This is a genomic window from Pontibacter mucosus (genome assembly GCF_003054055.1).
In the GTDB taxonomy this organism is placed as follows: Bacteria; Bacteroidota; Bacteroidia; order Cytophagales; family Hymenobacteraceae; genus Pontibacter; species Pontibacter mucosus.
On the sequence record NZ_QBKI01000001.1, the window covers coordinates 684,959 to 698,324 of the forward strand.

Below are 13,366 nucleotides of genomic sequence, written 5' to 3' on the forward strand. Positions count from 1 at the left end.
TCTTAGTCCTAGTTGGTTTCTAAGAACCTGGTAACCAGGTTGTATACTTCGTCTGGCGCCTCGGCATGCACCCAGTGGCCAACACCCGGAATAGTTTCTACTTCTACCAGCGTAAAGAGGTGCTCGATATTGCCGTAGATGTCTTCCTGCTTGATGTAGCCCGAGCGGCCCCCTTTTATGAACAGGGCGTTCTTTTTAAAAGGCGTATCAGAGGTGATGGCAGCGGCGATATGGTCGTAGTTGTTACAGATGGCATCCAGGTTCATGCGCCAGCCAAAGGTATTGTCCTCTTTGCGGTAGAGGTTTTTCATCAGGAAAAGGCGCACATCCTCTTCCTTTATACTTTGCGCCAGCTGCTTATCTATCTCGCCCCGGCTGGTGGCCGTGCTCAGGTCCACCGACTGCAGGGCGTTGATGATCTCGTCGTGGTGCGGCGGGTAGGCCTTGGGGGCAATGTCTACCACAATCAGTTTGGTAATGCGGGTAGGATACTTGAGCGCATATTGCATGGCTACCTTGCCGCCCATGGAGTGGCCCATGATAGCCGGAGTAGGGATGCCTAATTCGTCCACCAGGCGCAGCACGTCGTCGGCCATCACGTCGTAGTTGTGTTCCTCGTTGTGCGGCGAACGGCCGTGGTTGCGCAGGTCTACCAGAAATACGTTGTAGTGTTCTGCCAGTCGTTTGGCCAAGGTAGCCCAGTTATCCAATGTGCCAAACAAGCCATGCAGAATCAGCAGCGGCTGGCCGTGGCCCATTTCTTTATAGTGTAATTTCATTTCGTTGTAGTTAATATAGGTAATGCTTACGAAAGTATAAGTGGTAAGATTAGTCTATAGTTGCTATGGGTCGTCTGGTAATTTGAGTTATAGTTAAAGTTATTAGGATAGCTAAAAGCGCTATAGTTGGCCAAAGTTTTTGTATGCCTGTACTATAAGTATGGAGCGTGTTTTGAAATTGCTCAAAAATAGTTAGTTGTTTTGCAGCGGGCGGCACAACTATAACATCATCACATAAAAGGCATTCAGTGGGTATAGGAATTTCCTCCATAACTCGCTTGGGTGGAGCAGGATAAGATACCCAAAGGTTATTCCCATATGGTAAAACACTTCTAATGTCTTCTTTTTTGAAGTAATTTATTAGACCTACAAATGAGCCATATGAAGCAGAGTCTTGAAATGTAAATTGAATGCCGTTAAGCGTATCTTCTGAAGCATATAATTTTTTGATAAACAGCTTAGCATTCTCGAGTGCAACATTATCTTTAATTACATTGCCTGTAAGTATAACTTGTTCATAATTCCGTTCGGGGAAATGCCAGTGACTACTAAAACTTGGATTCCAGAAATTAATCTCAATAACTCTTAAATCCAGCTTCTGAATTTCCTTCCTCCCGAAATAAACCAACAGCAAAGGCAACAGGACCAAGCTAATTAGCCCCGGTACATAGTATAGCTTCTTATACTTGCCTCTGCTCATTTTTATACTTACACGACTCTTATCAACTTCCCGCCATTCTTCCGCTCGGTTAGCACGCCCAGTGGCTCCAGTTGCAGGTTATACTTTTCAAAAATTGCCAGTACTTCCTCGCGGCCTACCGGGTCAACCGCCACTAGTAGGCCGCCGCTGGTTTGCGGGTCGCAGAGCAGGTGCTTTTGGTCTGGGGTGAGGGCGGCTAGCTTATGACCGTAGCTGTCGAAGTTGCGGTGGGTGCCGCCGGGGATGGCTTTCTGCGCCAGGTACTCCAGCGCCTCCGGAATAACGGGCACTTTATCAAAGTATACTTCAGCGCTCAGGTTACTGCCCTCGCACATCTCCGAAAGGTGGCCCATCAAACCGAAACCGGTGACGTCGGTCATGGCTTTTACCTGCGGCAGCTGCCCCAGTTCTGCCCCAATCTTGTTGAGCTGCATCATCTGCTGCGGAGCCAGCTGCGCGTGCTCGGGTTTTAAGATGGCTTTCTTCTGGGCGGTAGAAAGGATGCCCACGCCCAGTGGTTTGGTTAAGTATAGCTCGCAGCCAGCAGTGGCCGTGTCGTTGCGCTTCAGATTTTGGATATCCACCATGCCGGTCACGGCCAGTCCGAAGATGGGCTCGGGGCTGTCGATGCTGTGGCCACCGGCCAGCGGAATACCTGCCTCGTGGCAGATGCTGCGGCTACCTTCTATCACGCGCTTGGCTACTTCCGGGGCCAGCTTGTCGATGGGCCAGCCCAGCACTGCGATAGCCATCATAGGCGTGCCGCCCATGGCATACACGTCCGAAATGGCGTTGGCCGAGGCAATCCTTCCGAAATCATAGGCATCATCCACAATCGGCATGAAGAAATCGGTGGTGCTGATAACGGCGCGGCCCTGGCCGATGTCGTACACAGCGGCATCGTCGCGGGAGCTGTTTCCCACCAGCAAATTCTTCTCCTCGGGGTAGGTGATGTCAGAATGCAGGATAGCATCGAGTACTTTGGGGGATATTTTGCAGCCGCAGCCAGCGCCGTGGCTGTACTGGGTCAGTCTTATACTTTCGGTGGATGTTTCTTCCATGGTTAAAGCAGGTTATGTTTTTTGGCAAAGGCTACCACCAGGGCAGCGTTTTCTTCGGGGTCTATACCAGGCAGCTCCAGCGGCAGCACGTGCTGCTTTTTGGCCAGGTCATAAGTATAGGCTTTGTCGTAATACGTCAGGGCGATTTCCACCATCTTCTCCATATCCCCATCCGAGATGGCAGCCAGGGCTTCTTTGGTAGCCAAGCCGCCCAGGCGCTTTTTGATTTTCAGGATGGCGGTGGCAAGTATGGCTTCGTCGGTACGGCAATACTCCTGGGCCAGTTTCTGTACCCGGAGCTTATGGGGCACCTGCAGCATAATGGTCGGCGCGGCCTGCATCTGGTCGAAGAGCGGTTTGGGCAACTGTACTTTGCCGATGGTGATGCTTTCATCCTCCAGCCACAGCGGTAGCTGGGCATCCAGCTGCAGCAGCTCTGTGCCCAGCAGGTTCTCGAAGTGCTCGGTGGAAGGCTGAAGGGGCATGCCTATACTTCCGAAGGCGGATCCTTTGTGGCTGGCAAGCTTTTCCAGGTCTATACTTTGCTGGCCATGCTGGTGCAAGTATGGCAGGAGATCGGTTTTGCCGCTACCTGTGTGGCCGCTAAGTATAACCAACCGGCGGGGCTTCTCGAACTCGGCCTGCACCAAGCGGCGAAAAGCTTTGTAGCCTCCCTTCAGCAAGTATACCTCAAACCCCGAAAAACCCAGCAGCCAGGCCATCGCCCCGCTGCGCATGCCGCCACGCCAGCAATGCACCAGCACCTCTTTGTTTTTAGCCAGCTTGCCCGCCTCCTTCACAAAGCCTGACATACGCGGACCAAATAAATCCAGGCCAATCAGTACCGCCGGGTCGTGGCCCTGTTGTTTATAGGCGGTGCCTACCTTGGCGCGCTGGGCATCATCAAAAATAGGGAAGGAGTGTGCCGCAGGAATATGACCGGCCGCATACTCTTTGGGAGCGCGCACGTCCAGCACAGGCAGCTGTTTTGCCCTCTGCAGAAACTCCTGTATGCCGATGCTGTGGACCATCTACTTGAGCTGGCGGAGGTAGAGCTGGATCGTATTCTCCAGCCCTAAGTATAGCGCATCGCAAATCAGGGCGTGGCCGATGCTAACTTCCAGCAGGCCGGGCAGCGTATCATGCAGGTACTTGAGGTTGTCCAGGTCCAGGTCGTGGCCAGCATTCAGGCCGATGCCGTACTCCTGCGCCTTCAGGGCAGCCTTCAGGTATGGCGCGATGGCCTCTTCACGGTTCTTGTGGTAATTAACCGCATAGGCCTCGGTGTATAGCTCCACGCGGTCCGTCTCCACCAGGGCGGCTCCCTCGATGATACTTTCCACCGGATCCACGAAAATAGACGTGCGGATGCCGAGTTCTTTCAGCTCCAGGATCACATCGGTCAGAAAGTCCTTGTGCTTGAGGGTATCCCAGCCGGCGTTGGAGGTGATGGCATCCGGGGCGTCGGGCACGAGCGTGGCCTGCGCGGGCTTAATCTCCTTCACCAGCTTCAGAAACTCCGGTGTGGGGTTGCCTTCGATGTTGAACTCGGTGGTGACTACCTCCTTCAGGTCGTACACGTCGCGGTAGCGGATGTGGCGCTCGTCGGGGCGTGGGTGCACCGTGATGCCTTGTGCTCCGAAGCGCTCGCAGTCCTTGGCCGCCTGCACTACATTTGGCCTGTCGCCGCCGCGGGCATTCCGCAGCGTGGCAATTTTGTTTATATTTACACTCAGCTTTGTCATGGCTCTTTTTTCGGGCCGCAGCCCTGTTGTTATCATACGAGTTTAGAATGACTAAATTAGTGGAATTTTATGTAAGATGACAGTAGGCGGATATGGCCTTTGGAGCTGGTAGCCACGTAAGCAATAGCATCTCAATCAGATAAAGTATAAAACCAAAAACTATGACGCTAAAACAACGCATCGATGCGGACATCAAACAGGCAATGTTGGCCAAGGATAAAGCCCGCTTGCAGGCGCTCAGAGGTATAAAGTCGCTGATTATGCTGGCCGAAACCGAGAAGGGCGGCACCGAAGGCATCGATCAGGCCACCGAGCTCAAGCTGCTGACCAAAGCCGCCAAACAACGCCGCGAATCGGCAGAACTGTACGCCCAGCAGGGCCGCGCCGACCTGGAGCAGATAGAAATGGCTGAGCTGGCCGTGATTGAAGAGTACCTGCCCAAGCAACTGGACGAGGGCGACCTGCGCATACGCCTAGTAGAGATTATCCAGCGGGTGGGCGCCACCGGCCCCTCCGACCTGGGCAAAGTGATGGGCGTAGCCTCCAAAGAGCTGGCCGGCCAGGCTGACGGACGCGCCATTTCTCAGGCAGTAAGCGACCTGCTGAATAATACCGATTTTTAAAGTATAAATTTGCAGTTGTTGCCGCCATTCTTCCAGGGCGGCAACAACTGTAGCTTTCGGGCAAAGTATGGCTGGGCTATACTTTGCCCGAAAGTATGAAGTGCTGCTACTTCCACCCTTTTTATAGATTATGAGTATGTTTGACATTTTTCTGGCTATTCCGATTGCCTATGGCGCCTTCATGGGTTTCCGGAAGGGCCTGCTGCTGGAGCTGGTGTCGCTGGTGGCGCTGGTGCTGGCTATACTTGGCGGCCTGAAACTGCTGGACACGGCCCTGCCCCTGATGGCCGGTTTTATTGGCGACGCGCACGGGCTCTTGCCCTACGTTACCTTCCTGGTCGTTTTCGTGGGCATCATCCTGCTCATCCACCTGGGCGGCCTGCTGCTTAAAAAAGTAGTGGACTTTACCCCCTTCGGTTTGTTCGACAACGTGCTGGGCGCCATACTGGGCGGCCTGAAGTGGTGCCTGGCCCTGAGCCTGCTGCTCTACGTGTCAGACATGGCTGGCATCAGCGTGTCTAAAGATACAGCGGCGGCCTCGATGATTTACCCGGTGGTACTCAAAACCACTCCTTACGCCCTCGACATCCTGAGCTACGTGCTCCCGTTCATCAAAGCCCTCATCACCTCGGTTAGGCAACACTTTTAGGAGTTTAAGAGTTGGGGAGTTAGAGAGTTTAGGAGTTATAGTTGCTTAATATGATATTCATACTTTGCAGCAGCTCCCGGAATCCATTTGACGACAATGAGAACAAAGGCTTATACTTCATTAACTCTCTAATTCTCTAACTCCTAAACTCTCCCCATGCTTTTGCTGCTTGATAACTTCGATTCCTTTACTTACAACCTGGTGGATTATTTTGGCAGGCTGGGGGTAGAGATGCAGGTGGTGCGTAACGATGTGCCGCTTGAGGAGCTGCAGCAACTGCCGGTAAAGGGCGTGGTGCTCTCGCCGGGGCCGGGCGTGCCGCAGCAAGCCGGAAGTATGATGGAGGTGATACATCATTACCATAGCCGCGTGCCGATGCTGGGCATTTGCCTGGGGCACCAGGCGCTGGGCGAGTTCTTTGGGGCCAGGCTGGAGAAGGGGCTGCGGCCCATGCACGGGAAAATCTCGGAAATTACCTGCGAGCCGGACGCTCTTTTTGAGGGACTGCCCCGCACGATGCCGGTGGTACGTTACCACTCGCTGGTGCTCAGGCAGGTGCCGCCAAGTATAAAACCACTGGCCCATACCGCGGAAGGGGAGCTAATGGCCTTCCGCCACCGGGAGCTGCCGCTGTACGCCCTGCAGTTCCACCCCGAAGCGGCCCTGACCACGTATGGCCTGCAGATGCTCCAAAACTGGCTCCGTACAGCAAAGTTGCTAGACTCCTCAGTTAATTAATCCGAATAAACGCCGAGCCTTCCCGTTGACTGAGCCTCTTTCCAGTTACGGAGACGGCATTTCGTGTATAGTATTCTATAAATTGCCCGCATTTGGGATGTTGGTACCTCTCCGTTTTCGGCGGCGCTATTTCCCTGCGAGGATTTGCTAGGGCAGCGGCTAGAAACAAGCGCTTATTTATACTTGTATCCCTGTTGCTTTACAAGTATAAGGCAAAGCATTTTTATGCGATTCTGGCGCAGGAGCAGCATCTGACAGAGGAACGGGCAAAAAAAGGCGTTTTGCTAATCTGCTCTATATGCTTCAAATTTGGGTTAGTATTGTTAATATTGCGCGAACATCGGGCCGTTAAGGCTCAGCCTTTGTTTTTACATGGCAAGCAGGCGAATTTATACTTTTGTGGCACTTGCGGGCTAAGGCCGTTGCGGGTTCCGGAAACCGGTTGCTGCTGTAAAAAGTATAAGCAAAGGCAGCGCACGGGTTTTTTATAAGTTTTTCGATTCATGGATTTACAAGTCAGACAAGAAGGAGATTATCAGTATATTGATGAGGGAGAAGGAGAAGTGCTGCTGCTGTTGCACGGGCTTTTCGGGGCACTCAGTAACTGGAACGGCGTTGTAGACCATTTCTCGAAGAACTACCGGGTGGTTATCCCGCTCATGCCGATTTACGAAATGCCGCTGCACAAGGCGGGCGTGCCGGGCCTGGTGAACTTTGTGGAAGGCTTCGTGAAGCTGAAAAAGCTGCGCGACCTGACGCTGCTCGGCAACTCACTCGGCGGGCACGTGGCGCTGGTGTACACGCTTGATAACCCGACGATGGTAAAGCGCCTGGTGCTTACCGGCAGCTCCGGCCTGTTCGAGGATTCGATGGGAGGCTCGTTCCCCAAGCGCGGTAACTATGCCTATGTGGAGGAGCGCGTGGGTTATACGTTCTACGACCCCAAAACAGCTACCCGGGAACTGGTGGACGAGGTGTTTTCCATCACCAACAGCAACGCCAAGTGCCTGCGCATTATCTCCATCGCCAAGTCGGCGCAGCGGCATAACATGGCCAAGGATATCACAAACATTCAGGTGCCCACGTTGTTAATATGGGGACTGAACGATACAATCACTCCGCCCCTGGTAGCGTATGAGTTCAACAGACTCATCAAAAATTCCGACTTATACTTTATAGACAAGTGCGGGCACGCCCCCATGATGGAACATCCCGAGAAGTTTAACAGTATCTTAGAGAAATATTTAGAACGAACCCCCATAGCCTCACCGGTATGATAGCAGAAGAACTCATCAACCAAATGATACCGCCGCTAAAGCTCTACGACACCGTGGAAAAGGCTTTGCGTTGGATGGATGAGTTCCGTGTAAACGAATTGCCGGTGGTGAGCAACCGCAAGTATATGGGGCTGGCCACTGAGCTTAGCCTGATTGAGCTGCCCGACCGCACGCAGCCGCTCAAGGACCTGGAGCTGCAATACAAGGACGTGCACGTGCAGGGGCCGCAGCACTTTTACGATGTGATGGAGGCCGCCATCAAAAACAAGATACAGGTAGTGGCCGTGCTGGACGACGAACAGGACTATATGGGCGTGATCACGATCAACGATACCCTGGCGGCATTCGGGCAGATGTCGGCGCTGCAGGGTTCGGGAAGTATACTGGTGCTCTCCATGCCCGAACGCGATTACTCGCTGGCCCAGATCAGTCGCCTTATAGAGGAGGAGAACGTGAAGATCCTCAGTGCCTACGTGTCGCCGGATGAGCTGGACCCTTACAAGATAAAGCTTACCCTGAAGCTCAATACCAACGATCTCAGCCGCATCATTGCCACTCTGGAGCGCTTCGAATACCGCATCACTGCCCAATTTAACGACAACACCGAATACGACGTGGGCCGCGATCGGCTCGACATGCTCTTTAAATACCTCGATATTTAATGCTGGCGCGGATGCTGCTGCGGATCCTCCCTCTTATACTTATACTTTTATCCGGAGCCGCTGCGCTGGCTAACCCCTGTGACGTGATGGCCGTGGTGGTAGCCGACATCAGTTTGTCGGGCAACGAGACCACCAGGGACCAGGTGATGCTGCGCGAGCTGACCTTTGCCCCCGGGGATACCATACTTGCCGAAAACCTGGAGCCCCTGCTGGAGGAAAACAAACGGCGGCTTTTTAACCTGCGGCTCTTTCACCATGTAAACTATACGTATACTTGCTCCGAGGGGCAGGTGCAGGTAGCGTACGAGGTGCAGGAGCGCTTTTACCTGTATCCCATTCCCATCTTTGATTTTGCCGACCGTAACTTTAACGCCTGGCTGGAGAAAAAGGACTGGAGCCGCATCGACTACGGCCTTAACCTGATTCGCCGCAACTTCAGAGGGCGCAACGAGGAGGTGCGTGTGCGGGTGCAGCGTGGCTTTAACAAACGGCTGGAACTAGCTTACCGCATCCCATACGTGTGGCGAAAGTATAACATCGGGGCAGATTTCTCAGTGGCCGATTACCGCAGCCGCACCATCAGCTATGCCAACCTGAACAACAGGCAGCGTTTTTTTGAGCAGGAAAGCGGCATGCCCATCCGGCGCAGCTCTGTGTCGGCGGCGCTGGTGCACCGGCAAAACGTGCAGCGCCAGGCAGGGCTTCGGCTGTCCTACTTCAACGAGCGTATCTCCGACTCGGTGGCCTTCCTAAACCCGGAGTATTACCGGGAGGCGCAGCAGGAGCGGCAGTACACGCGCCTGGAACTGTACCAGGTCATCAACCGCCGCAACGATTTTGCCTATCCCACAGCCGGCAGTTACTTCGAGGCCATTGTGGCCCAGACCCTGTTTCTGCAGAGCTCAGGCTCGCCTTTTACCACCGCCCGCGCCAAGTATGTGCAGTATGTGCCGCTGTCGGGCAAGTATAGCTACATGGTGGGGGCAGAGGGCCAGCTGCGGCTGGCCGGCAAGCACGCCTTCGCCGATAACGTGGCGCTTGGGTTCCGGTCTTACGTGCGCGGTTACGAACTGTATGTGGTTGGGGGGCAGCACTATGGGCTTTTTAAACAAGGCTTAACGCGGCAGTTGGTGGATATTAAAAGTATAAATCTTAAATTTATCCATAATCCAAAGTTCAACAGCGTGCCGCTGGCCTTTTACCTGAATGCTTTTACAGATGTGGGCTACGTGGTGGACGATGTTTTTGAGCAGGGAAACCCGCTTACCAACCGTTTGCTGCTGGGCAGTGGCCTGGGCTTGCATGCGGTAACATTCTATGATATCGTGCTGCGCCTGGAGTATACCCTGAACCGGGAGGGCGACACAGGTTTATACTTTAGCGCCCGATTTCCTTTTTGATTTGATGACGTATAAATTTAGCTGTTAGTTACTGGTTGTTAGTTTTTCGTTGTTCCTTGCCGGGCTTTCTAACTCCCAAACTCTCTAACTCTCCGACTCTATGAAAATCGCCATACTTGGTAACCCGTTTGCCGACGACATCATCCCTTTTATACAAGCGCTTTTTGATGAGCTGCAGCGCCGGAAGGCCCAGCTGTGCCTGGTAGAGCATTTCGAGTTATACCTGAAAAACACCATCAACCTGCCCACGGGTATAGAAACCTTCCGGCGTGGCGATAAGCTGCCGGGCGTGGAGGTGGTGCTGAGCATTGGCGGGGACGGAACCCTGCTCGATACGGTAACTTACATTGGAGCGCAGCAGATACCTATACTTGGCATCAACACCGGCCGCCTCGGCTTTCTGGCCACCATTCCCTACGACAGCATCAACATCGCCCTGGATGCGATTTACAAAGGCCATTATGCTTTGGATGACCGGGCCCTGATCCGTGTGGACTCCGATCAGGAGGTGTTTAACGGCATTAACTTCGGTCTGAATGAGTTTAGCGTACTTAAGCGCGATACTTCGTCCATGATAGTGGTGCATACGTATATAGATGGTGAATATTTGAATTCATATTGGGGCGATGGCCTGGTAGTGGCCACACCCACCGGATCTACGGGGTACTCGCTTAGCTGCGGAGGGCCACTGGTGCTGCCACAGACCAACAATTTCGTCATTTCACCCGTATGTCCGCATAACCTCAATGTGCGGCCCATGATTGTTTCTGACCGCAGTGTCATTTCTTTTGAGGTAGAGGGGCGTAGTAGCAGCTACCTGGCTGCACTGGACTCCAGGTCTACACCAGTGGATATGAATGTGCAGTTGGCAGTTCGGAGGGAAGCATTTGTTGCCAGGCTGGTAAAGCTTCACCATGTTAACTTTTTGTCGACGCTACGCAGCAAGCTAAACTGGGGGCTGGATAAGCGGAATACCATCATAAAATAATATTAAATATATTTGTTATAATATTTTATAAATTAAGTATTCTCGCTATTTTTGGCTTCTATTAATTTAGGAAGAATGCAAGCTTGCTGATACGCTACCCTTTATATATTTCTCTATTATGAAGAAACTTTGTACCCTTGTTTTAACACTTGGTATTTTGCTTACTATTGCCTCTTCCGACGCAGAAGCGCAGCGTTGGACGAAGCGTAAGCAGTATGGTACTGTTGGTTTCACGCTTGGTGCCACGAACTACTTCGGGGATATTGTGCCGCAGCCGGACTTCACGAGCTTCCGTTTCAAGTCTACCAGACCAAGTGCCGGAATCAGCTATTCGTATCGCTTTGCACCGCGCTTTTCCTACCGGGTAGGGTTTAACTGGGGGCGTATCACAGGTGACGACGCATTGAGTGCGTCTGCAAACGAGGGTGAGAACAGAGGCCGCTACGGAAGAAATCTATCTTTCCGAAACGATATTAAAGAACTGAGTGTCGTAGGTATCGTAGACCTGTACGAGAACCGCAGCACCTTCCAGCGTCGCCCTGATTTTGTGCCCTACGGCTTCCTGGGTGTAGCGGTGATGCACCACAACCCCAAGGCGTATTATGATGGCAACTACTTTGATGCATCGCATAACAGGCAGCTGCCGGATGCCTACAATATCCCTTCCGGATGGTACGAGCTGCAGCCTTTGGGAACTGAAGGACAGCATCTGGGCGGGGATAACCCGAAGCCGTACAAGCGCGCGCAAATTGTAGTTCCTTTTGGTCTGGGTGTGCGTTATAAGATTGACAGATACTGGGACCTGAGCTTTGAGATTGGCTGGAGAAAAACATTTACCGATTACCTGGACGACGTAAGTGGTAGCTACGTATCCAAAGCAGCGCTGCTAGGCGACGGAACTACCGAAGCACAGCGTGCGGCAGCTATCTTCGCCGACAGGAGTGCTGCCTCTGGCTTTGCATTGCAAACCGACCCAAGCGGTACTCCATACGACATAGTAAGAGGTTATGGCAGAGACGGTCAACAAAGAGGTGACCGCGAGGACGATGACTGGTACATTAACACCGGTATCACTATTAATTATATTCTATCACCACGCATCAGAAGTCCGAAGTTTAGATAATAGAACGGGCAGCGATTGCGTTGTTCAACTAAACTTTGCTCATACTACATGATTTTACGCACTTTGCCACTGGCGCTCCTTATTTGTCTACTTCTGCAGATAGGGAGTGCTTTTTTTTCTACAAGTGTTCAGGCACAGGGCAACCAGCCCGTTACTACCTCTGAGATTGGCATAGGAATAGGAGGGGCTAACTATAAAGGAGAGATTTCACCAAACTACCGCTTCCTCAACAACCAACCCGCCCTTACGGTATTCTATCGCCGGGATATGTCCAATGCTATTACGCTGCGCGGGGGCCTGCTGGGGAGTCATCGTATCTTCGACGACAGAAGTTTTAGCGATGAGGCTTTTGATGAACGCCCGCTGCATGCTTACCGCCAGGCCGAGCTGAAGTTTAGCTTGCTGGAGCTTTCCGGGGTGGTAGAGTACAACTTCCTGGATTATTATGACCGCAGCCAGAGCCCGCGCCTGTCGCCGTACCTGTTTGTAGGCATTGCAGGTATGCTATACAACAAAAAGCTTTATATGGCGGGCAATGTGGAGCGGGAGTTCGACACAGACATAACCGTTGCCATTCCGGTAGGGGTAGGGCTAAAGTATGCCTTAAGCACCCACTGGAACCTGGGGCTGGAGTTTGGCGCCAGAAAAACCTTCACGGATAAGCTGGATCACCTCCAGGCACCTGATTTTCCGGAAAATATTGCCAACCCACACGATAACGACTGGTACTTCTACAACGGCATCAGCATCTCCTATACTTTCTACCGCTACAACTGCCCTCCAATCTACAAGAAAAGACCGGGTCTCTTAGATTAAGTTGCAATCATTCATGAATTTCTCTTGCTTTTTGTAACTTGCAAGGAAATCGTGTTTTAATGAATCTGAAGGAGAAAGTAGACTTAGGCAATTTACCAAAGCACATAGCCGTTATCATGGACGGTAACGGGCGATGGGCAAAGAAAAGGGGAGGCCTGCGCATCTTTGGGCATCAAAATGCCATTGAGGCTGTGCGCAGCACGGTAGAGGGCGCTGCAGAGTTGGGAGTAGAGTACCTGACGCTTTACGCTTTTTCCACCGAGAACTGGTCGCGGCCTGTAGAGGAGGTTTCTGCCCTGATGACCCTGCTGGTATCCACTATCCGGAAAGAAGCAGCTACATTAACTAAAAATAATATTCGTTTGCAGACGATTGGCAATACTGCCAGCCTGCCGAAGGCCTGCCAGCGCGAGCTGATGGAGGCCATGGAGATAACGAAAGACAACACCCGAATGACCCTGGTGCTGGCACTGAGCTATAGTGGCCGCTGGGATATTACCCAAGCCATGCAACGCATTGCCGGAGAAGTGGCTCATGGAAGTATAAAGGCAGATGAAGTAAACGAGTCCGTTGTGGCGCGTCACCTTTCCACCGCAGGTATGCCCGATCCGGAATTGCTGATCAGAACCAGCGGGGAGCAGCGCATCAGCAACTTCCTGCTCTGGCAATTAGCTTATACTGAGTTATACATTACAGAGTTGCTGTGGCCCGATTTCCGGAAAGAGCATCTCTATGAAGCGATATTATCTTACCAGCGCCGTGAGCGCCGCTTCGGTAAGACAAGTGAACAACTAACCAAGTGATA

General features: G+C 52.5%; 15 protein-coding genes. 10 read left to right on the top strand and 5 right to left on the bottom strand.

Features of this window, described 5'->3' with window-relative positions; all coding sequences use genetic code 11:
- Nucleotides 1-8 precede the first annotated feature (8 nt).
- The 5 genes from C8N40_RS03085 to C8N40_RS03105 are packed head-to-tail and all read right to left on the bottom strand — an operon-like array spanning nt 9 to nt 4,285.
- Nucleotides 9-779, bottom strand: a complete 771-nt coding sequence (locus tag C8N40_RS03085) for an alpha/beta fold hydrolase (protein ID WP_108210297.1) — start codon at nt 777-779, stop codon at nt 9-11.
- Between the two features lie 49 nt (nt 780-828).
- Nucleotides 829-1,479 (bottom strand): hypothetical protein, encoded by a 651-nt coding sequence (locus C8N40_RS03090; RefSeq protein WP_108210298.1) that lies wholly within the window; start codon nt 1,477-1,479, stop codon nt 829-831.
- An 8-nt stretch (nt 1,480-1,487) separates the two neighbouring features.
- The gene (selD, locus tag C8N40_RS03095; protein WP_108210299.1) at nt 1,488-2,540 is read right to left on the bottom strand and encodes a selenide, water dikinase SelD; all 1,053 of its coding nucleotides are present in this window, start codon (nt 2,538-2,540) and stop codon (nt 1,488-1,490) included.
- A 2-nt stretch (nt 2,541-2,542) separates the two neighbouring features.
- Complete coding sequence (gene mnmH, locus C8N40_RS03100; protein ID WP_108210300.1) at nt 2,543-3,571, bottom strand: tRNA 2-selenouridine(34) synthase MnmH; 1,029 nt, start codon at nt 3,569-3,571, stop codon at nt 2,543-2,545.
- Nucleotides 3,572-4,285 carry a pyridoxine 5'-phosphate synthase gene (locus C8N40_RS03105; RefSeq protein ID WP_092104932.1) on the bottom strand — a complete coding sequence of 238 codons (714 nt, stop codon included), beginning with the start codon at nt 4,283-4,285 and terminating at the stop codon, nt 3,572-3,574.
- 161 nt (nt 4,286-4,446) lie between these two features.
- On the opposite strand from C8N40_RS03105, the gene C8N40_RS03110 reads away from it, so the two are divergent.
- The 10 genes from C8N40_RS03110 to C8N40_RS03160 all read left to right on the top strand — a co-directional run bounded on the left by C8N40_RS03110 (nt 4,447) and on the right by C8N40_RS03160 (nt 13,364).
- A complete protein-coding gene (locus C8N40_RS03110; protein WP_108210301.1) occupies nt 4,447-4,908 on the top strand; it encodes a GatB/YqeY domain-containing protein in 462 nt (153 codons plus the stop codon).
- 136 nt (nt 4,909-5,044) lie between these two features.
- Nucleotides 5,045-5,557 carry a CvpA family protein gene (locus C8N40_RS03115; RefSeq protein ID WP_245904973.1) on the top strand — a complete coding sequence of 171 codons (513 nt, stop codon included), beginning with the start codon at nt 5,045-5,047 and terminating at the stop codon, nt 5,555-5,557.
- A 156-nt stretch (nt 5,558-5,713) separates the two neighbouring features.
- The gene (locus tag C8N40_RS03120) at nt 5,714-6,295 is read left to right on the top strand and encodes an anthranilate synthase component II (RefSeq protein WP_108210303.1); all 582 of its coding nucleotides are present in this window, start codon (nt 5,714-5,716) and stop codon (nt 6,293-6,295) included.
- Nucleotides 6,296-6,798: 503 nt separating this feature from the next.
- The gene (locus C8N40_RS03130; protein ID WP_108210305.1) at nt 6,799-7,572 is read left to right on the top strand and encodes an alpha/beta fold hydrolase; all 774 of its coding nucleotides are present in this window, start codon (nt 6,799-6,801) and stop codon (nt 7,570-7,572) included.
- Nucleotides 7,569-8,234: a CBS domain-containing protein gene (locus C8N40_RS03135; RefSeq protein ID WP_092104941.1), complete on the top strand. Its 666-nt coding sequence runs from the start codon at nt 7,569-7,571 to the stop codon at nt 8,232-8,234. Before C8N40_RS03130 ends, C8N40_RS03135 begins: the two co-directional genes overlap by 4 nt.
- 11 nt (nt 8,235-8,245) lie before the next feature.
- The gene (locus C8N40_RS03140; RefSeq protein WP_108210443.1) at nt 8,246-9,634 is read left to right on the top strand and encodes a BamA/TamA family outer membrane protein; all 1,389 of its coding nucleotides are present in this window, start codon (nt 8,246-8,248) and stop codon (nt 9,632-9,634) included.
- A 100-nt stretch (nt 9,635-9,734) separates the two neighbouring features.
- Nucleotides 9,735-10,622 (top strand): NAD kinase, encoded by an 888-nt coding sequence (locus C8N40_RS03145; protein ID WP_108210306.1) that lies wholly within the window; start codon nt 9,735-9,737, stop codon nt 10,620-10,622.
- A 157-nt stretch (nt 10,623-10,779) separates the two neighbouring features.
- Nucleotides 10,780-11,745, top strand: coding sequence for a DUF6089 family protein (locus tag C8N40_RS03150; protein WP_245904975.1), 966 nt, complete (start codon nt 10,780-10,782; stop codon nt 11,743-11,745).
- A gap of 48 nt (nt 11,746-11,793) precedes the next feature.
- Nucleotides 11,794-12,561: a type IX secretion system protein PorG gene (gene porG / locus C8N40_RS03155; RefSeq protein WP_108210308.1), complete on the top strand. Its 768-nt coding sequence runs from the start codon at nt 11,794-11,796 to the stop codon at nt 12,559-12,561.
- 59 nt (nt 12,562-12,620) lie between these two features.
- Complete coding sequence (locus C8N40_RS03160) at nt 12,621-13,364, top strand: undecaprenyl pyrophosphate synthase (protein WP_211318031.1); 744 nt, start codon at nt 12,621-12,623, stop codon at nt 13,362-13,364.
- Nucleotides 13,365-13,366 lie beyond the last annotated feature (2 nt).

Excerpts from the sequence above, each read along its gene's own strand:
- C8N40_RS03120 (WP_108210303.1), top strand. The coding sequence starts at position 5,714 with ATGCTTTTGCTGCTTGATAACTTCGATTCCTTTACTTACAACCTGGTG.
- C8N40_RS03130 (WP_108210305.1), top strand. The coding sequence starts at position 6,799 with ATGGATTTACAAGTCAGACAAGAAGGAGATTATCAGTATATTGATGAG.
- C8N40_RS03110 (WP_108210301.1), top strand. The coding sequence starts at position 4,447 with ATGACGCTAAAACAACGCATCGATGCGGACATCAAACAGGCAATGTTG.
- C8N40_RS03135 (WP_092104941.1), top strand. The coding sequence starts at position 7,569 with ATGATAGCAGAAGAACTCATCAACCAAATGATACCGCCGCTAAAGCTC.
- C8N40_RS03160 (WP_211318031.1), top strand. The coding sequence starts at position 12,621 with ATGAATCTGAAGGAGAAAGTAGACTTAGGCAATTTACCAAAGCACATA.
- C8N40_RS03140 (WP_108210443.1), top strand. The coding sequence starts at position 8,246 with ATGCTGCTGCGGATCCTCCCTCTTATACTTATACTTTTATCCGGAGCC.
- selD (WP_108210299.1), bottom strand. The coding sequence starts at position 2,540 with ATGGAAGAAACATCCACCGAAAGTATAAGACTGACCCAGTACAGCCAC.
- C8N40_RS03085 (WP_108210297.1), bottom strand. The coding sequence starts at position 779 with ATGAAATTACACTATAAAGAAATGGGCCACGGCCAGCCGCTGCTGATT.
- C8N40_RS03145 (WP_108210306.1), top strand. The coding sequence starts at position 9,735 with ATGAAAATCGCCATACTTGGTAACCCGTTTGCCGACGACATCATCCCT.
- C8N40_RS03105 (WP_092104932.1), bottom strand. The coding sequence starts at position 4,285 with ATGACAAAGCTGAGTGTAAATATAAACAAAATTGCCACGCTGCGGAAT.
- C8N40_RS03090 (WP_108210298.1), bottom strand. The coding sequence starts at position 1,479 with ATGAGCAGAGGCAAGTATAAGAAGCTATACTATGTACCGGGGCTAATT.
- mnmH (WP_108210300.1), bottom strand. The coding sequence starts at position 3,571 with ATGGTCCACAGCATCGGCATACAGGAGTTTCTGCAGAGGGCAAAACAG.
- porG (WP_108210308.1), top strand. The coding sequence starts at position 11,794 with ATGATTTTACGCACTTTGCCACTGGCGCTCCTTATTTGTCTACTTCTG.
- C8N40_RS03115 (WP_245904973.1), top strand. The coding sequence starts at position 5,045 with ATGTTTGACATTTTTCTGGCTATTCCGATTGCCTATGGCGCCTTCATG.